The sequence below is a fragment of the Thermoproteus uzoniensis 768-20 genome, assembly GCF_000193375.1.
In the GTDB taxonomy this organism is placed as follows: domain Archaea; phylum Thermoproteota; class Thermoprotei; order Thermoproteales; family Thermoproteaceae; genus Thermoproteus; species Thermoproteus uzoniensis_A.
In genome coordinates this window covers 1,352,964-1,371,027 of sequence record NC_015315.1, presented here as the reverse complement: position 1 = coordinate 1,371,027, position 18,064 = coordinate 1,352,964, and the positions used below count along the sequence as shown (strand labels likewise).

Genomic DNA, 18,064 nt, shown 5'->3' with positions numbered 1-18,064 from the left:
AATATAATTAATATTGTATTGGATTCTATTATAATATTTCTTACAATCTTACTATTTGAAATATATGAATATTCATATTATAGAATTAATAAAACTAAGGATATTGCTATACCTGCTATATTGTCCTTGGCTTTCCAGAGCCCCTATATGTTTGTATTGCCCATCCTTCAGGGGTTTATTTTCGCCATATTTAACCTACCGATACAGATATACGGTCCTCTTGCCTCTTTTGTATATCTATTGAATTATTTCATCTTAATTTATATATTTAAGATAAATTATATTTTCCTTTTTGTTTTTATTAATATTTTTCTATTTTTAGTGGCATATTTTGTATTTAGCAAGAGGATCGCTTATAGGTCTCTATCGCCGCCGGTGGGGTGGCTCAATTCCTGGCTCGGCGGAAAATACTACGTCGAGGACGTGGTGGGAGTAGGCGGCTTTAGCTACGTCTTAAAGGTCTCGGCGGGTAGGCAGAAGTTCGCCGCTAAGGTGCTTAGGTATGTCGACGATAGAGGCGCCCCCCTCGCGTCGAGCTGGGACGTTATAAAGATATTCGGGCAGGAGATGAACAGGTACTTGGAGGTGTTGTCCGACTACGTGGTGAAGGCGTACGAGGTGTCAATACCATCTACCGAGTATAGATCTTTGAGCGACTACATGAGGAATCCCCCATACATGATACTCGAGTACATGGAGGGCGGATCCCTACGGGAGTATCTGATCGAGAAGAGGGCCCTATCTCTCGATGAATTCTTTAGAATATTTATACAGATATTGAAGGGATTAAATGATATTCATAAGAATAATTTAGTTCATCTAGACATAAAACCTGAGAATATAATGTTTAAGGATAGGGAAAAGGCTGTGGTCAAGATAGGGGATCTAGGCATTGCCAAACTAGCCGTGGGCAAGGCGGTGGCCGCGTCGTATCTCTCACCAGCTTACGCGGCGCCTGAGACCCTCTACAGTCAGACGGCATCTAAAGCCTCCGACATATATTCACTCGGCTGCGTTATGTACGAGAGCTTGACCGGGATAAACCCGCAGTCGTTCGTGGTTAACGGATACGAGATACCCCCTCCCGACAGATACAGGCCGGAGATCCCGTCTTGGCTCTCGGGCTTAATAATGTCCATGTTGTCCCCAAGGCCTGAGGCCAGGCCTACGGCCGAGCAGATCTTGAGGATATTCGAAAACTATATAAGCGGAGCCGGCGTGCCTCAATAAATGCCTTGGAAATGCCCAATTTGCGGCACTGAGAACCCCGACGATGTGGACACGTGCAGGATATGCGGCGCGGCGAGGCCGACGGCGAGCACTGTGAGCGTCGCCGAGAGGGGCCCCAAGGTGGTCGCCTACTATAGGCAACTTGTCGTTGAGATCCTCGAGACGCCTGTCAAGGGCTTGGCAGGCGCGGCTAAGGCATTCGACTTGGAGGCCCTGGGAAATATAGTGACGGTAGGTAGGGCGTTGGACAACAATTTCGTGTTGCCGGATCCCTCGGTCTCCCGGAGACATCTAAGGATCGTGGTATCTTCCGAAGGGCTAATCCTCGAGGATCTCGGCAGCACCAACGGGACGTATCTAATGCCGGAGGGGAAAAGGGTCAACGTGGCCAAGGCGGGGGAGGAGGCCGTCGTTAAGATAGGCAACTCGGTGGTTAGGTTGCGCTTGGTTAAGTGACTAGCTCAAGGGTCCTCGCCAGAGGCCGCGCCCCACCGTCCTCGATCAAGAACGTGTCCTCGAACTGGGCCACGAAGCCGTTGGCCTCCTCGACTAATACCTCGTAGCCGTAGAGAACCCCCTCAGACAAGGCGTCTTTATAGAAGGCGTCCGGGATCTGAGGAAACCATCTAGGTGTAAACGGCAAATTATTAGAAAATTGATATATTATATCTATATATTTCTGATATTTTTTAGATTTATTTCTTATAAGTCTAAATATAGTAATATTTTTTCTATCCACGACATATCCCTTGCCGTTGGTGGCGAAGGGCTCCACGGCATATACGTCGCCCGTCTTGATGTTCTGCGACGCGGACCTATCGCCGTAGTTAGGTATCACGTCCCCTGCGTGGAGGACGTAGCGCTCTATTCGATGGCCGGTCAAGTTATAGATAGGCTTGTAGCCGAACGATTTTATGGCCGCCTCGATGGCTTCGCCGATCTGCCAAGCCTTGACGCCGGGCCTCAACGCCTCTGAGGCCTTCTTGAGCGCGTTGTAGGAGGCCCTTATCAAGCCGTCGTATGCGTTAGTACCCAACGCGACTGTGACTGCGGCGTCGACAATGTAGCCGTCCTTATGGGCGCCTACGTCTATCTTAACCACAGAGTTCTTGGGGATTTTACTTCCATCGTTCTTCGTCGCAGTGTAATGCGCCGCTACCTCGTTAATGCTTATGTTGACCGGAAACGCAGGTTTGGCCCCCTGCGCAATTATGAACTGCTCTATCTTCTCGCAGAGCTCCAAGACAGGCATGTCGGGATGGATTATGTCCACGGCGTATTTCAAAGCTCTGTGGACAACGTCGCCTGCCCCGACTAGCTCGTTCACGAGATCTTCTTTCGGGTTCCATTAATAAATCAAGGCCACCTAGCTACGCCCCACCGCTTCGGGCCGGATATGTTAGATATAATTCAGCGATAGGCGTGGGCGCGAAAAAGCGGCATTTGTTATTTGTTGGAGGAAGCGCGGGGTGATATAACTAGGATGTCTTTAAATCGTCGAACGATATTATGGACATATCCTCAGGCGCCTTGGTCACGGGCCCGACTCTCGCCGCTATTATGTACTTGACGCCCCTCTTGGCAGCTAGATCCACTATACGCTGGGTGGCTATCCCGTCCATCAGTATGGCGTATACGTTGCCCTCGGACGACGACAAGAAGTCGGGGAGTTCCCTAACAGTTAACCTCTTCACAGTGCTCCACTTCTCGTCGTAGATCTCCGCCTCAAGCGTGCCGAGCATCTCATCTATCTTTGTCTTTACGAAGTCCGGTACCTCTAACTGGCGCCCGGCTGGTTGCGGCGGTTGTTGCTGGATTTGTTGCGCCTGGGCCTGCTCTTGTGACTTTATCTGTTGTTGGGCCAGATACTCCTCGACCGTCATTTTATTCCTCAGAGCCCTCGCTATCTCCTTAGCCGTCAGTTGCTCAACCTCCTTGCCTGGAGGCGCTCTGGCTATGTAGTCGACGTGTGCGACCTTCAATAGATCCCTCAACACGAGCTCGCCGCCCTTATCCCCGTCGACGAACGCCGTCACGTTCTTGCGCTTGCTTATATCTATTATGGTCTGAGGTATGCCCTGGCTTATACCCTCTATGGCTATTACGTTGCGGTAGCCGTGTTTGACCAGATTCACGACGTCGGCGCGGCCCTCAACTATGATTATGCTGTCAGACTTATCGATGTCGGGCCCTGCCGGTAGTCTCTCCGGGCCGTACTCTATCACCTCGGCCTTTGCTACATCCTCCTTCAGCTTCTCGAGTATCTCCTTGGTGTCGGGAAGCACCTCCTCCTCCATCATCTTGATAAGCTCCTTGGCCCTCTCGACTATCCTGTTCCTCTTCTCCTCCCTCAAATCCCTTATCTCCAGAATCTTGACGCTGGCCGGATAAGGCCCGACTCTCTCCACGCTCTCGATGAGCGCGGCTATCAAGGCGGTCTCGTAGCGGTCTAAGTTCGACGGTATGTTGACCCGGGCCTTCGTGCGCCCGTCCTTCTCCAATATGTCTATCTCGATCCTGCCGATACGCCCCATCATCTGTAGCTCTCTAAGATCCATATCCTTGCCGAGCAAGCCCTCCGTCTGCGAGAACAACGCGCCTATTATGTCGGATTTATCAACTACTCCGTTCACTTCTATCTGGGCGACAATCATGTACTTTGAGACTATGGTTAAGGCTCCCATGGCCCACACCTTAGTAACACCTTTAAGTATTTACTCATCTCATAACGCTCGCCGAACAGCAAGGCCTAACGTCAGCCGAGGAAGTCGAGCAGACTTCTAGAGCCGCCTTTCCCTACCAAGTCGCCTTCCCTTACGCCTATCACTTCGCCTATCCTCAACGCCGCGGGGACTATCTGCTTCTCTATGTAGTAGTCTACGTCTACCTCCTTTATATCTTCTACCAAGATATAGGGCTTGGCTCTAGAACTCAATTTATCACTACCTTTAACTATTACATATCCTATACTCATACCTTTATGTATTTTATATCCGTGCTTCTCCAATAATTTAGCTGCATATACATGCGGAGGAGTTACTTTATATTCATCTAATTCTTTATCTAAAGTTTTCCATATAATTAAATCATCAAGATCTATATTATATGTTTTAATATTATTGATAATAGATTTAACATAACTAACAATCTTATCCTTAGCTTCAGTTAAGTTCTGAGACTTAAGCGTATACTCTATGACCTTCAACTGGACCTCCTTCGCCAGCTCACACCAGTCGCCTCTCACAACTTCGAACCCCACTATATCGATTCTGCCGTCGTCCAGGAGACCGGCGTAACGTTTCTTAGATTCCGTAAATAGAAGTTTCTTATATATTTTCTCTAATTTAATCTCTATATTAAATTTATCATTTACATAATTTATTATTCTATCTATATCCTTGGAATATTTAACAAATAAACTATCAGTATCTCCATATATTACATTTATTCCTGTATTTTTAGCGAAATTTATAACATCTAGTAATATATTTCTCGCGAAGGCGGTGACGGACTCCGCGACTTCCCTTTTATACCATCTAGCCCCGAGCCAGCCCATATAGCCGTACATGGCGTTGGCCATAATCTTTAAGGCTCTTTGCCTCTCGTCCAGCAGTTTATACTCTACGCTGTTAGGATCGAGGCCGGACATGGCGCTCCTCACCTCTTTCCTCAGCTTTACTAGAGAGGCTAGGACTTGCGGTATGAAGCCAGTCGGGGACTTCCTGAACCTATGCCCGACCTCAGGCGCTCTGTAGACGCCCTCGGGCGGATCCGGCTCGCCGGGCTCCAGATAGGTGTCAGGCGATAGGTTGTACTTCATCATTATGCTGGGGTACATGCTCGTGAAGTCCAACACGGCGACGTCTTGGTAGATGCCTGGCCGCGGCTCCAGCACTATAGCGCCTTTGTAGGTCTCATAGGGCCTCTCTTCTCTGTTAGGCGCGACTTCGCCCATGCGGTACGCGTACCGCATCAACAGCCACTCGACCCTCGCCCCCACGGAGGCCGCGGCCACTTGGTCTAACGGCACGCCGGACACAGAGGAGAGCTGGATCAGGTAGGGCAACAGCTTCTCGCCCAGCCCGTATGTGGAGACCGCGTCCTCTATCGCGTATTTGATAAAGATAGGCCTCCGCGAGGGGTCGTCCCAGTACTCGTAGATCCTGTGGCCGGGTATCAAAGTCCTTTCGTCGCGTTTCATGACGCCGAAGTACTCGGCGGCTCTATCCAACGTCTTGACCTTGATCTCCTGTATCTCGTCTATGACGTTGTAGAGATCCACGTTGGCTCTCCCCACGACCGACCAATGGCCGTACACGCTCTGCTGGGGCGCCCCGCCCAGCCTATCCACTGATAGGGCTACGCCGAGTCTTTTGGCCCTCTCGGCCAGGTAGGGCCAGTCGAAGCCGTTAGAGTTGTAGCCGAGTATGACGTCGGGATCGTATTCTCTCACATATTCGACGAACTCCCGCAGTGCCTTCCTATCGTCACGTCCGTCCGCAGTTATCGCGAAGGCTTTGCCCGAGGAGTCCTTAATAGAGATGGTCACCACGGGATCTCTGGCGGGATCTGCGGTGCCCCGCGCGTTGTATACCTCTATGTCGAACGCCGCTATTCTGAGGTCCGGCAACACGCCTGTCTTTTCCAAGATCGGGACGGGAGGTCTCCGCGCCAAATACCTCCTTAAGCCGCCCAGCGTGCCTTCCTCGGAGACGTCGACCAGATGCCACGTGGACGGCGTGACGCCCACGTCGACCATATACCTCATGTAGAACCTGATGTCGGCCTCTAGAACCTCCTCGACGCCGTCTAGGGCTAGGGCGGCCTCTCTCAGCCGCCTCACGTCCTCGGGCACCCGCGCCGTTACCTTAAACAGCTTGACAGGCTTGCCGAAATACTTCCTCTCGACCGCCTCCACCGCCTCTACAGGAGCTACTTTGGCTAAAGCTTGTCTCAGATTGGACGGATTGCCCTTTACGTAAAAATAAGGCCTAAACCCTCTGTCCGCCACCACGACGCGCTCGCCGTCCTTGGTAATTCCGAACATCCTAATCTCCGGCACCCCTCCAGCGATCGAGTACGTTATGTCGAGGAGCCAGAACTCAAGCTCCACATTATTATAGTCCGTATTTATCTATGCAGCCGCTTCTGAGATGTCTGGAGGAGTTCGCAGAGCTGTTCAGACAAGGCTCGTTGCCTCGGGAAATCCTCGAGTGGCAACTGGCCGAGATCAGAAAACTGACGTCGGCGGCGGAGCGATCTCCGAGATCGCGGCCGGATCGGTAGAGCTACTTAGCCCAGTTGTATCTACGAAGCCTCCGCGAGCGGCCCCAGCCGCAACTTGCGCAATATCCCTTGGACACGTTGTAGGAGTGGCGTCCGCACCTAGGACAGCGTATGTGCGTCTTGCCCCTGCTGTGCTTCCCCATCGAGGGCGTGCCCTTCATGTCGGCGAGACGAAGAGGACGTTTTCCCCTCTCACGACCATGGTGCCTCTTTTCAATATCACATTATCGATGACCTCCTCGGCATCCTCAAGCAGTAGATTAACGTGTTGATCGAAGGACTTTAGAATGCCCCTTATCTCGTACCCATCCCTCAACTTCACCAACACCCTCTTCCCTATGGAGTCTTGGAGCGTCGCGCCTAGTGTGGCTAGGCATTTCGACATGTCACTTGACATGGCGTCGGCCCCACACCGGATATTTAAGGATTTCTCCAGGGCGATCGCCGCTCCGGGGCTCAGCGGGGGCGGATCGACCCTATTCTAGGGCCGCACGAAGCGGTCGGGCTATCAGAGAGCCCTTATCCTCTCGCCTACCCTAGGTATTACTGTGGTTATCTTATAACGCAGTTCTATGGAGGTGGCCAGGCTGACTATCTTGGAAGGCTCGCCGTGTATTAAGACGACCTTACGCGGTCTGGGCTCTACTGTCTCCACGTATTTCATAAGCTCTCTCCGGTCGCTGTGGCCCGAGAAGCCGGGTATCGACACGACGCCCATCCTCATGGATACCTTGGTCTCCCCCATGGATATGCTCCTGACTATGAAGTCCTTCTCGCCGTTGAGGATGCGCCGCCCCAATGTGTTCTCGGCCTGGTAGGAGACGAAGATCAGCTTATTGGCTGGATCGGGGGCTAGGTGCACGAAATAGTCGAGTATAGGTCCGCCGTTAAGCATGCCGTGGGGGGCTATTATTACGCCGGGCCTCTCGTCTTGCGTTATGCGCGCTATTTGGTTTATCCTGTCCTCTATCCTTTTGGCCCTCTCCACCACCTCTATGCTACCGGACGACGTGAAGGGGTTCACGCCTCCGTAGATCTCCTCCGCCACCTCTCGGTTCAAGAAGTGCGGGTACATCAGATACGCATTTAGGGTTTCTACTATCATGCCGTCGACGTATATAGGCACTCTCTTCAAGTTCCCTCTGTTAATCTCTCTATTTAGTATGTAGAGGATCTCTTGCGCTCTGCCTGTGCTGAAGGCCGGTATGAGGACCTTGCCTCTGTTCTCTATGGTCTCGGTAATTGCCTTAACTAAGGTGTTCTCCGCCTCGACTCTAGGCGGCTGGACGTCGTCGCGGCCGCCGTATGTGGACTCCATTATCAACATCTCCACGCGCTTGAACTTATTCACGGCCTTATTCAGAAGATTCGTCCTCCCGAACTTGAAATCGCCTGTATACAATATATTATAGCGCCCGTTGCCTATATGTAGATGTACTAAGGCCGATCCTATCTCGTGGCCGGCATCGTATAGGGTCAGCTTTATGTCCGGCGCTATGTCCGTCACCTCCTCGTAGTCTAACGTGATTATGTGGTACATAAGAGTCTCTATATCGCTTTTGGTATACGGCGGGATTTGCCCCTCGCGCTCCTTCAACTCGACATAGTCTGTCAAAAGTATGTAAGTCAGATATTTAGTGGGGTCGGTCATGTATACAGGGCCTCTATATCCGTACTTGTAGAGGTAGGGGAGGCAACCTACGTGGTCCATGTGCGCGTGCGACAGCACGACGGCGTCGAGGGAGTCTAGGTCTACCTGCTCCAGTAGCGGGAACTCCTCCTCGTACTGCGACGGCTTGAGGCCGCAGTCCAGGAGCACCTTGCTCTCGGTGGTATCGACCAGTATAGCGCTCCGGCCAACCTCCATAGACGCCCCGAGGAACGAGACGGTTATGGGTCCCTCCTTCACAACGGGCTCGTGGTGTATCCTGGCCCCCAACTCCCTCATCATCGCGGCCCTCTTGTCGTAGGCGCTGTGGTAGATCGTCCTGACGTCCACTATGTCCTTGGAGGGCAGTTTCATCATGCTGGGCACCCCCATCTCTATTATGGCGCGCCAGCCAGTCGACGAGAAGATCTCTCTGGCGAGCTTCTTGAAGTCCCTCTCGGGCACCGCCTTGGAGAGGTATATGTAGACGTCCCCCACGTCCTCGAAATACACGTGCTCTACCAGATCAGGGGCGAGGGAGAGGATTACCTTCTCAGCATCTTTCTTCGACAGCCGCGCCGCCGAGTCGCTCCTAACTACTATCCTTTTTTTAAGGGTCTTTGCCAACTCGGCGACTTCTTCATTGCTTAAATTAGCAGGATTCTTGACGTAAACACAGATAGATGGTCCCTCAACCTCTACCTTAGATACCTCGACGCTCGACAGAATCTCTTTGATTTTAGATTCGATATCTAAAGAATGCGCCACGGCCTAGCCCCCACTATGGTCTTATATATTTTTCTATTCGGCGACTGTCACCCTCTGCCTGGCCGAGAACACCCGTCTAAAGCCGTCCTTAGTTATGGTCACTATATCAATTCCCTCGCCGGAGCCTGGGTCGTTCCTCATGGCCGCCTTCACCGCGTTTTCGGCCAGCTTCACGGCCTCGTCGACGGTCATGTCCTCCCTATAGCCCACCTCCAGTACGCCCATGGCGTAGGGCGAGCCGCTCCCCGTGGAGATATAGCGCTCCTCGCTGTAGCTGCCCAGCCAGTCGAGCATATACAGCTGGGGTCCCTCGTCATCAAAGCCGCCGAAGATCGAATGGACGATGTATATCACCGGCCGCGAGTAGAAGAGGAGTAGAGAGGCGTAGTTGACCAAGGTCTTTACAGGTATAGGCCTCCTGTGCTCCGTCTTGTAGTCTCTAGCCAATATTGTGAGCGTGCTCAACAGCCCCTGGAGATCCGCCACTCCCCCGCTCATGGTGGCGGCTACATGCTCGTCGATTTTCCAGATCTTCTCGCCGCGTTTATGAGCTATGTAGTATCCGGCGGTCACTCTTTTATCGGTCGCCAAGACGACTCCGTCGCGAGCCTTTATACCCACGGTGGTAGTCATAAACAGGATTGGAGATCCTCTTTTATCTCTTGAGCTCTACCTCCTCCACGAAATTTACTTTCTTCAATTCGGCGAATCTGCTACCTATCTCCGACGCCGCTTGAAGCAGTATATTCCCAATTTTCTCGTAGAGTAGAACCTCGGCGGGCAACCTCACTTGGGCCTCGGAGCCATCTTGCGAGAAGGATACCGAGATCTTGTCGGGAGGTATCCTGGGCATATACTGCCTTATCAGATAGACGATCTTCTCTTCGTTGGACGTCAGCTTCCTCACCACCTTGCCTCTAACCACCAACGTCTTGCCGGCAAGGGGATGATTGAAGTCGAGCGTGACCCTGCCGCCAGAGATGGAGATAACTCTAGCCCTATTCCCCTCTATCTCCACCACGTCGTCCACGCGAGGCACTATGCCGTGTCTGTGGAATTCCCTTATGGATAGTATCTTTATCTTGCTGAGATCCCGCTGTCCATAGGCCTTTTCCGGCGGGATCTCGACCTCAACGTCTTTGCCCTCGTCTGCGTTCAAGAGAGCGTTCTCGAGAGGCTCCCAGAGCTTGGTCTCGCCGAGTATCACAAGTCGGGGCTCGTAGACTTCCTCAGGTCTGTAGATGCCCGCCTCCTTGGCCGTCGCCTCGTTAGTCGTCTCTATCACCTTGTTGTCGTCCTTGACCACAACGGTGTAGTCGAACAGTATATAGTCGCCCTTATTAAGCGTCATGGCGATGTAGCCGGCACCTCTTCCCGTTTCTGGGACATCTTCCTAGCCTTGACGATCCTCGTTATGTAGCCAGCTACTCTGTTCCTGACCCTCTTGCTCTGCAGATCGGCCAGCTCTGCCACCGCCTTTTTGTTCTCCTCAAAGCTGTCAGTGAATTTATCCGGGTACATCTCCAAGAGCTTCGCCGCCAAAGATTTTATGTAACGCGGTTTCACCCTGCCCATTGAAGGGCCACGAACAAGGCCTTAAAAATACTTTACGCCGAGTGCGCGGACCTCCGCCGTTCTGGTCGAGGCCTATACTGCCGTAATTAGGAAAAGTTTTTATATACGCGAAATTCGTAAAACCCATGAGCTCCCAAACCGCATATTTGACGCAGATAGGCGGAGTGCCCGTTCTGATATTCAAGGAGGGTACCCAGAGGGCGTTCGGCAAGGAGGCGATGAGGCTAAACATAATGATAGCGAGGGCTGTCGCCGAGGTGTTGAGGACCACGTTAGGGCCTAAAGGCATGGACAAGATGCTCATAGACTCGCTAGGGGATATAACCATAACGAACGACGGCGCAACCATACTCGACGAAATGGACGTCCAGCACCCCATAGCGAAGCTCTTGGTCGAGATATCCAAGTCGCAGGAGGAGGAGGCCGGCGACGGCACTACCACAGCTGTGGTGTTGGCAGGGGCTCTGCTAGACGAGGCCGAGAAGCTGTTGGAGAAGAACATACACCCGACAGTCGTCGTGTCGGGCTTTAAGAAGGCCCTCGACGTGGCCGTGGAGCATCTGCGCAAGGTCGCCGTTCCGGTCAACCGCACAGATGCCGAGATGTTGAAGAAAATAGCCACCACGGCTATGGGCGGCAAGATCTCCGAGACCGTGAAGGATTACTTCGCCGATCTGGCCGTGAAGGCCATTCTACAGATAGCGGAGCAGAGGGGCGACCGTTGGGTCGCCGACCTGGACAACGTCCAGCTCGTCAAGAAGCACGGCGGCTCCCTCCTCGACACCCAGCTGGTCTACGGCATAGTTGTGGACAAGGAGGTGGTGCACCCGGCTATGCCGAAGCGCGTGGTGAACGCCAAGATAGCCCTCCTCGACGCCCCTCTGGAGGTCGAGAAGCCTGAGATAGACGCCGAGATCAGGATCAACGACCCCACCCAGATGAGGGCGTTCCTAGAGGAGGAGGAGACGATACTCAAGGGCTATGTGGACAAGCTGAAGGCCGCTGGCGTCAACGTGCTGTTCACCACCAAGGGCATAGACGACATCGCTCAGTACTACCTGGCGAAGGCCGGGATACTGGCCGTGAGGCGCGTGAAGCGCTCCGACATAGAGAAGCTGGTCAGAGCCACGGGCGCTAGGCTGGTCACCAGCATAGAGGATCTGTCCGAGGCGGATCTGGGCTTCGCCGGGCTGGTCGAGGAGAGGCGCGTCGGCGACGAGAAGATGGTATTCGTGGAGCAGTGCAAGAACCCCAAGGCCGTGTCGATATTGATCAGAGGCGGCTTCGAGAGGCTTGTGGACGAAGCCGAGCGCAACCTAGACGACGCGTTGTCCGTGGTCGCGGACGTGGTGGAGGAGCCCTTCATACTGCCAGCCGGAGGCGCTCCCGAGGTCGAGGCGGCGAAGGCGGTCAGGGCGTTCGCCACCAAGATAGGAGGCAGAGAGCAGTACGCGATAGAGGCCTTCGCCAACGCGCTGGAGTCCATACCCAAGGCGCTTGCGGAGAACGCCGGCCTCGACGCCGTGGATATACTCACCGAGCTGAGGCACAAACACGAGCAGGCCGACGGCTGGAAGTACGGCCTAGACGTTTATCAGGGCAAGGTAGTCGACATGGTGTCGCTGGGCTTGATAGAGCCGCTGTCGGTTAAGGTAAACGCCTTCAAGGTCGCCGTGGAGGCCGCCTCGATGATACTCAGAATAGACGAAATAATAGCGGCCTCGAAGCTCGAGAAGGAGGAGAAGAAGGGCGAGAAGAAGGAAGAGGAGGAGAGCAAGAGCGAGACTAAGTTCGACTAAGCTCCAACAATAACCCCCTTTTATAAAGAAACAATTCTATATACGTAGTACATCGACGCCATAAGCATAGCCAATATCACTATTTTGATCGCCAGACCGATAGGGACTACTACCGACATCACGACGCCAGCCGATACTCCGGCGAGCGAGGATGCCAAGATCCTCGACTTCATCCCGGACAGCATAGCCCTATACAGGCCGCTGGACGCCCGCATCCTCCTCTCCTCGAAGTCCTCGATATCGGACAACACGCGGATCTCCTCAGCCTCTAGCAACTTTATGTAGTCTAGGCCATACGTATATTCGCCGAGCACATCCTTCAGATACTCCTTAAATTCCTTGACCGACAAGGCCCTATTCACGAGAGCTCTTATTCTATTCCTTAACCTAATTAAGCTTAAATATAGTATAAATAGATAAATTAAAAAAAGAAATAAAGATATGTAAATTAAATTATATAAAAAGAAAGATAATCCAATCGATAGAATTCCTAGTAAAAGTATGGCGCCGTTAACAATGACAAACTTGTTATACTCCTTCTCGAGAACTTTCTTTATTTTTATATTTATTAGCTCATCCAACATATATTTCATCTATATATCTAATAATTTTATTTTTATATTTCTTTTTAAGTTGTATTATAACTATATTTTCTAGATCTATATTCGCTTCAACCAATCTCTTCTTCGCCTTCTCCAAATCGGTTGCGTGCATTGTGCCGAAGCTCTGTAGGCCTATACTACGCGCAGATCTGTAGGCCTCGAAGTGTTCTGGGTATTGAAGCTCTCCTATTATAAATAAATCTATATTCCTATTCATAGAAGTAAATATTTCCTTTAATTTATTTAAAGAATTTATTTTTATTTGATTAAGAATAGGCAGATCGACAAACTCATCGGCCTCGTCTATGTATACCCTCTGTAGCCAATGAGGCAGTTCTAGATCTATTGCCTGCAACAACGTCGTCTTTCCACTACCCGGAGGCCCCGCGACTACGAGATCTCTGCGATTCACAAAAACCTCTCTCCTTATTGTTGCAATATGATCCCTATTTAAAAATCCGTCTAGAGCCAAATCGTTAAGAGTTTTAACGCCCCTATGTACCCTAATATATATATGCGGCGCTGAGACTATTGGAGGAAGGTCCACGGAGATCCTGAGCCGCAACGGGCCAAGCGCTAGGCCGTATCTAAAAGACGGGTTGGACTGAAGAAGCCTATAGCCCTTCGCCTTAGCCAGCGAGAGGAACCGGGCGACTAAATCGCCGGTAGCGTATATATTGATCCTTCGTTTACCAAATTTAGTAGTTATATATATATATTTCCCAGGAATTAATAGAATATCTTCAATATTTTTATTAATTAATAAATTATGTAGATTATCTATATTGAGCGACTTCATGAGGTAGTAAAGCGCTGCGGAACGATCTTTAGTCAATTTATAAAAAAGTTTATATCTTAAATAAATAGTTTTATCTATATTTCTCGAATATATTCTTGATATTATATTAATTATATCATCTTTATATCTAGCTATTTTGTCGTTCTCATCTATGTAGCCCAGCTCTATCAGTCTAACCAACCCGATCAGCGCAGCTCCTTGCATATCTTTCTTAGATAAACTGCAGTATCTCTAATACTCAATTTACTTATATTTAATCTTTTAGCTATATTTTCCTTATCGTAACTAAGACCGTATCTATTGCTGACCAGGTAAAATATTGTTGCCGCGACGACTCTCGGGTTCTTGCCTTGGATCTTCCTCTTATCTATAGATTCCAAGATCTTGATAGAGTTGTCTAAGACATAGATAGGCGCCTCTAGATCTTTAACTAATAATTCTATATATTGTTTTATTTTTTCTTTATATTTTATTTTATTAGAATATATTATTGTTTCTTTATTTAATCTATACAACAAGAACTTGAGAGAGATCTTCCTTATGACGTAGGGGGTCTGGACGTTCTGGCGCGGCACGTAGAGGACGGGCCCCACAACGCTACCGCACTCAGCGCACACATATTCCCCGTTCGATATGACGATTCTGGGCGATCTGCAGTAGGGACAGATCACGAAGTTATGATCGGGGGGAGTGATAAGCCTAGTATAGATCGGAGAGGAGTAGACCGTGAGAGTTGTTATGAACTAATCTTGATACCAATATATAGTTTATCACCTATATTATATGGCAAATTTAGCTTTATTTTAAATATTAGACCGCCAATAGATATATAGGTAATATCATTGTTTTTATTATATAGAATTCCCCACATATAGATATCATATTTAGTTTTATAATCTTGATCTTTATTTTTATCTATATTTATTATTAAAGTATTATTTTTATTTAGATTTATATTTAAAATATCTAGAGGAATTTCCAATTCGGCCTCCGCATCGCCCACGAGCCAGATCTTGCTCAACGGGCCTTCCAGCCTTCCTATATCCCTAACCGTTTCTTTCAGCAACATGGCGTCTCGAAATCGCTGAAAATATAAAGTTTTAACCTCTTCTTCTCTGGTAACTATTTATTAAAAATATAGTTAATCTAATTTATTTATATAATATATTTCAATAAAATATAAAGTATCAATAAGAATAAAAGCTTTAAAACTAAATATATTGGCCTCTATATGTCGGTGCTCGCCGAGGCTAACAAGAGGTTCGTTGCAGAGATAAACAATCTGTTGGGGAAGGAGGTGGTGGTAGGTCTTCACAACGGTGAGGAGTATAGGGGCGTTCTCCACGCAGTTGATAGCCAGCTAAATATAATTCTCATAAATGCTGTAACAAAATCTGGAAATAAATATGCAAAATCATTATTGATGTCTAGATATATAATATATATAAATTCTATTGAGAGGGAAATAGACTTACGGGCATTTGCCAAATATGCAGAAAAGTTCTTCCCAGGGATGGTGAAATACGTCGAGGAGTCCAACATAGTGTTGATCAGTGATAAGGTCAGAGTGAGCGAGATAGGTATAGAGGGGTCGGGGCCGCTTGCCGAGAGGGTTAGGCAGATATATGAGGAGTTTGTCAAGAGACAGCGCGGCGAATGAGTTTCGAGATAGAGGCGAAGGATCTCCTGGGAAGGATCGGAAGGCTCTACACCAAATCCGGCGCGCTGGAGACTCCAACTATATTTCCAGTAGTTGATCCTAAGAAACAAGAGCTTAAACTAAGTATAATTAATAAATATTTTAAAAATATTATAACAAATTCATATTTTATATATAGTATTTTTAAAGAACCTATCGATGTGAAGAAGTTCCTCGGGTGGAGCGGCATAGTGATGACCGACTCGGGCGCCTACCAGTTGATGAGGTACGGCGTCGTAGATATAGAGCCCGACGAGATACTTAGGTACCAGTCGGAGATAGGGAGCGATATCGGCGTGATGTTGGACCTTCCGATGGACTCGGAAGAATCGTACTTCTCGGCCTCGATAAAGGTAGAGGAGACCTTGAGAAGAGCTCTGAGAGCCGCGGAGATGCGCGGCGAGTTGGGCGGGATGTTGCTCGTGGGGCCCATACAAGGCGGGATCTACGGAGATCTGCTCGCGAGATCCGCCAGGCGCATGTCGGCATTACCCTTCGACATATACGCCGTGGGTAGCCCCACCACGCTTCTGGAGGAGTACCGGTTCGACGAGATCTTAGACATGATCTTGAGGGTCAAGCTGAATATAAGGAGGGAGGCGCCTCTGCACCTCTTCGGCGCGGGCCACCCGCTGATACTCCCCTTCGCAGTCGCCGCGGGCGTGGACCTATTCGACAGCGCGTCCTACGTGCTGTACGCCAGAGACGACAGGATAATGTTGAGGGACAGGACTGTGAGGCTCGACGAGGTGCGGGCGGACTATCTGCCCTGTAGCACCAAGCTCTGCGACAAGCCGGTCAAGGAGATTAGGGAGATGCCCAAGATGGAGAGGACGGAGCTCATAGCCGAGCACAACCTGGCCATGCTCAGGGAGGAGATCCTTGAGATTAAGCAGAGGATCTATGAGGGGACGCTTTGGGAATATCTCGAGGAGAAGGCGCGCGCCCACAGATCGTTGTACAATACGTTGAGGATTATGAGGAAGTACCTGAAGCTCGTGGAAGAGTACGACCCGGTGACGCACCCGGAGCCGAGCGGCCTGCTCTTCTTTGGCGATACGTCCGCCTCAAGGCCTGAGCCGTATAGGCACAGGTTGAGGATTAGGCATTACTACAGACATCCCGACAAGCCTGTCGCCGTGTTGTTGAAGGTGGATTTCAGGCCGTACAACAAATCGTGGGAGTATATATATTTAAATAAAATATTAGGCAAGTTTAGGGAATACATCCATGTTTATTTCATAGATGATATATTCGGGATAGTCCCGGAGGAGGTCGCCGAGGTCTATCCCCTCTCCCAGCACGAATCCTGGGGTGCCTCGGAGGCCTTGTACGACGACGTTGCGTTTATCTCGAAAAAATATAAATTAATAATTATTTATAATTATTATATAAATGGAAGAAATATAGTTAATGTTAATAATATTGACGAAATAATTAATATTTTAAACGCTATATATAGTACCGCGACTCCTCCCTCCTAGTCTCCTCAAGCTGGCGTTTAACCTCGGCATATTCCCTCTCCAGCTCCTCGGCCAGTTGCCTCAGATCTGCTGTGTCAATCCTTATGTCGAAGAGCTTGCCGAAGTGGTCGAGGGCGACGCTGGCCGCCTGGGGATCCGCGGGCTTGTCCGCATAGGGCAGGATGACCAAGGCAGGGAAGCCCCTCATCTCGAAATAGGACAGGAGAAGCCCTAGAGGGCCAACTATCTGTAACCCCTGCTCCAGCCGCCTGCCCTCGAGGGGATAGCCGGCCTTTATGTAGGACGACGTGTAGGCGATCCTCAACAGATCGCCGGGCTCCCGCCTAAATCTGCCGTCCAGCCCGCCGAAGAGCACTGCGAGTTTGAACCCGCTTCTGACGACCCAGTCGGAGAGCGCCTCGACGAAGTCGTACATCGCCTCGTCGACGAGGCCGTAGTTGTTGACGACGCCGGCCACTCTGCCGCAGGAGAATATCTCCGACTGGAGCGCCAGCCGGTCGCCCTCGTAGGCGATTACAGGCGGCATCTTCTTGTAGCGCACGTAGCCCACGACGTCGCAGTTCCTCGATAGGTGCTTGACCGCTATGTGGCCGACTATCCCTACGCCGTGGAAGCCCGTGACGAAGATCTCTCTTGTAAACGGCTTGGTTATATTAAATACTACTCGCATATCTCTCTAGTTTTTCGAGGATTTTAGTTACTCTATTTATTTCATCAATATTATTTATATAAATTAGCTGGACCTTACATATAGGGCATATGCCGTTGTAGGCTAGCTCCTCGTCGAGCGAGTAGCGCCTGTGGCAGTTCGGGCAGACGTAGTAGGTCCCCTCGGCCAGGGCCCGCACGAGGAGGGCCAGCTTCCCGGAGACGAGCTCTATCCTCTTCTTTATGGCGTTCGTTATCACCACATCGTCAACATACCACGTGTACTCGACTCGGTAGTCCGGAGTCGTCGTCTTGACGACCCCTATCATATTCGTCTTCGAGAGGAACTGGAGTATCCTCCTGGCCTCGGCGGTCGATATGTTCATCAAGATAGCTATCCGGTCGTCCGAGAGTTGCTCCTTCCTGGAATAAAGCATCTCCACCATCTTTCGGGCGAGCTTGCCGTATTCGGGGCTGTTGAACTCGAAGGAGACGCTACGCTCCACCATGATGAGGTAGGCGTTTA

The 18,064-nt window shown here is 50.3% G+C and carries 21 protein-coding genes; 6 read left to right on the top strand and 15 right to left on the bottom strand.

Annotation, left to right across the window (positions count from 1 at the left end; genetic code table 11):
- Window positions 1-375: 375 nt before the first annotated feature.
- Together TUZN_RS11480 and TUZN_RS07635 are read left to right on the top strand one after the other, a co-directional pair.
- Entirely contained in the window at window positions 376-1,230 is an 855-nt protein-coding gene (locus TUZN_RS11480; RefSeq protein WP_237698209.1) for a serine/threonine protein kinase, read from the top strand.
- Between the two features lie 45 nt (window positions 1,231-1,275).
- Entirely contained in the window at window positions 1,276-1,686 is a 411-nt protein-coding gene (locus TUZN_RS07635; RefSeq protein ID WP_237698208.1) for an FHA domain-containing protein, read from the top strand.
- Here the strand turns inward: TUZN_RS07635 and map are convergent.
- The 3 genes from map to TUZN_RS07620 form a co-directional block, all read right to left on the bottom strand.
- Entirely contained in the window at window positions 1,679-2,557 is an 879-nt protein-coding gene (gene map, locus TUZN_RS07630; RefSeq protein WP_013680384.1) for a type II methionyl aminopeptidase, read from the bottom strand. The two genes, TUZN_RS07635 and map, sit on opposite strands and share 8 nt — an antisense overlap.
- 151 nt (window positions 2,558-2,708) lie before the next feature.
- Window positions 2,709-3,914 carry a DNA primase DnaG gene (gene dnaG, locus TUZN_RS07625; protein ID WP_052886178.1) on the bottom strand — a complete coding sequence of 402 codons (1,206 nt, stop codon included), beginning with the start codon at window positions 3,912-3,914 and terminating at the stop codon, window positions 2,709-2,711.
- Between the two features lie 71 nt (window positions 3,915-3,985).
- Window positions 3,986-6,343: a DNA-directed DNA polymerase gene (locus TUZN_RS07620; RefSeq protein ID WP_013680382.1), complete on the bottom strand. Its 2,358-nt coding sequence runs from the start codon at window positions 6,341-6,343 to the stop codon at window positions 3,986-3,988.
- A gap of 23 nt (window positions 6,344-6,366) precedes the next feature.
- On the opposite strand from TUZN_RS07620, the gene TUZN_RS11245 reads away from it, so the two are divergent.
- Entirely contained in the window at window positions 6,367-6,516 is a 150-nt protein-coding gene (locus tag TUZN_RS11245; protein ID WP_158305069.1) for a hypothetical protein, read from the top strand.
- A gap of 2 nt (window positions 6,517-6,518) precedes the next feature.
- Here the strand turns inward: TUZN_RS11245 and TUZN_RS11080 are convergent, their stop codons facing one another.
- From TUZN_RS11080 to TUZN_RS07595, 6 genes are all read right to left on the bottom strand, one after another.
- Window positions 6,519-6,677, bottom strand: a complete 159-nt coding sequence (locus tag TUZN_RS11080) for a 50S ribosomal protein L37e (RefSeq protein ID WP_148678624.1) — start codon at window positions 6,675-6,677, stop codon at window positions 6,519-6,521.
- Window positions 6,674-6,913 (bottom strand): LSm family protein, encoded by a 240-nt coding sequence (locus TUZN_RS07615; RefSeq protein ID WP_052886177.1) that lies wholly within the window; start codon window positions 6,911-6,913, stop codon window positions 6,674-6,676. Before TUZN_RS07615 ends, TUZN_RS11080 begins: the two co-directional genes overlap by 4 nt.
- Window positions 6,914-7,024: 111 nt before the next feature.
- Window positions 7,025-8,932 carry a beta-CASP ribonuclease aCPSF1 gene (locus TUZN_RS07610; RefSeq protein WP_013680379.1) on the bottom strand — a complete coding sequence of 636 codons (1,908 nt, stop codon included), beginning with the start codon at window positions 8,930-8,932 and terminating at the stop codon, window positions 7,025-7,027.
- A gap of 33 nt (window positions 8,933-8,965) precedes the next feature.
- Window positions 8,966-9,565 (bottom strand): Ntn hydrolase family protein, encoded by a 600-nt coding sequence (locus TUZN_RS07605; RefSeq protein WP_013680378.1) that lies wholly within the window; start codon window positions 9,563-9,565, stop codon window positions 8,966-8,968.
- Window positions 9,566-9,587: 22 nt separating this feature from the next.
- On the bottom strand, window positions 9,588-10,283 hold the full coding sequence (locus TUZN_RS07600; protein WP_013680377.1) for a peptidylprolyl isomerase: 696 nt from the start codon (window positions 10,281-10,283) through the stop codon (window positions 9,588-9,590).
- Window positions 10,280-10,507, bottom strand: coding sequence for a 30S ribosomal protein S17e (locus TUZN_RS07595; RefSeq protein ID WP_013680376.1), 228 nt, complete (start codon window positions 10,505-10,507; stop codon window positions 10,280-10,282). The genes TUZN_RS07600 and TUZN_RS07595 overlap by 4 nt, the downstream gene beginning before the upstream one ends.
- Before the next feature lie 125 nt (window positions 10,508-10,632).
- Between TUZN_RS07595 and thsB the strand changes: the two genes are divergently transcribed.
- A complete protein-coding gene (thsB, locus tag TUZN_RS07590; RefSeq protein WP_013680375.1) occupies window positions 10,633-12,306 on the top strand; it encodes a thermosome subunit beta in 1,674 nt (557 codons plus the stop codon).
- 20 nt (window positions 12,307-12,326) lie between these two features.
- Here the strand turns inward: thsB and TUZN_RS11075 are convergent, their stop codons facing one another.
- From TUZN_RS11075 to TUZN_RS07570, 4 genes are all read right to left on the bottom strand, one after another.
- On the bottom strand, window positions 12,327-12,668 hold the full coding sequence (locus TUZN_RS11075) for a hypothetical protein (RefSeq protein WP_148678623.1): 342 nt from the start codon (window positions 12,666-12,668) through the stop codon (window positions 12,327-12,329).
- A gap of 211 nt (window positions 12,669-12,879) precedes the next feature.
- Entirely contained in the window at window positions 12,880-13,911 is a 1,032-nt protein-coding gene (locus TUZN_RS07580; RefSeq protein WP_013680373.1) for an ATPase, T2SS/T4P/T4SS family, read from the bottom strand.
- Window positions 13,893-14,378: a TFIIB-type zinc ribbon-containing protein gene (locus tag TUZN_RS07575; protein ID WP_052886176.1), complete on the bottom strand. Its 486-nt coding sequence runs from the start codon at window positions 14,376-14,378 to the stop codon at window positions 13,893-13,895. Before TUZN_RS07575 ends, TUZN_RS07580 begins: the two co-directional genes overlap by 19 nt.
- 65 nt (window positions 14,379-14,443) lie before the next feature.
- Window positions 14,444-14,776: a hypothetical protein gene (locus TUZN_RS07570; RefSeq protein WP_013680371.1), complete on the bottom strand. Its 333-nt coding sequence runs from the start codon at window positions 14,774-14,776 to the stop codon at window positions 14,444-14,446.
- A gap of 162 nt (window positions 14,777-14,938) precedes the next feature.
- On the opposite strand from TUZN_RS07570, the gene TUZN_RS07565 reads away from it, so the two are divergent.
- Window positions 14,939-15,367, top strand: coding sequence for an Lsm family RNA-binding protein (locus TUZN_RS07565; RefSeq protein WP_052886175.1), 429 nt, complete (start codon window positions 14,939-14,941; stop codon window positions 15,365-15,367).
- Entirely contained in the window at window positions 15,364-16,890 is a 1,527-nt protein-coding gene (gene tgtA, locus TUZN_RS07560) for a tRNA guanosine(15) transglycosylase TgtA (RefSeq protein ID WP_013680369.1), read from the top strand. The genes TUZN_RS07565 and tgtA overlap by 4 nt, the downstream gene beginning before the upstream one ends.
- Here tgtA and TUZN_RS07555 read toward each other — a convergent pair.
- Both TUZN_RS07555 and TUZN_RS07550 read right to left on the bottom strand, forming a co-directional pair.
- Window positions 16,859-17,560: a proteasome assembly chaperone family protein gene (locus TUZN_RS07555; protein ID WP_013680368.1), complete on the bottom strand. Its 702-nt coding sequence runs from the start codon at window positions 17,558-17,560 to the stop codon at window positions 16,859-16,861. The genes tgtA and TUZN_RS07555 overlap by 32 nt on opposite strands.
- Window positions 17,544-18,047, bottom strand: coding sequence for a transcription factor (locus tag TUZN_RS07550; protein WP_052886323.1), 504 nt, complete (start codon window positions 18,045-18,047; stop codon window positions 17,544-17,546). Before TUZN_RS07550 ends, TUZN_RS07555 begins: the two co-directional genes overlap by 17 nt.
- Window positions 18,048-18,064: the final 17 nt, after the last annotated feature.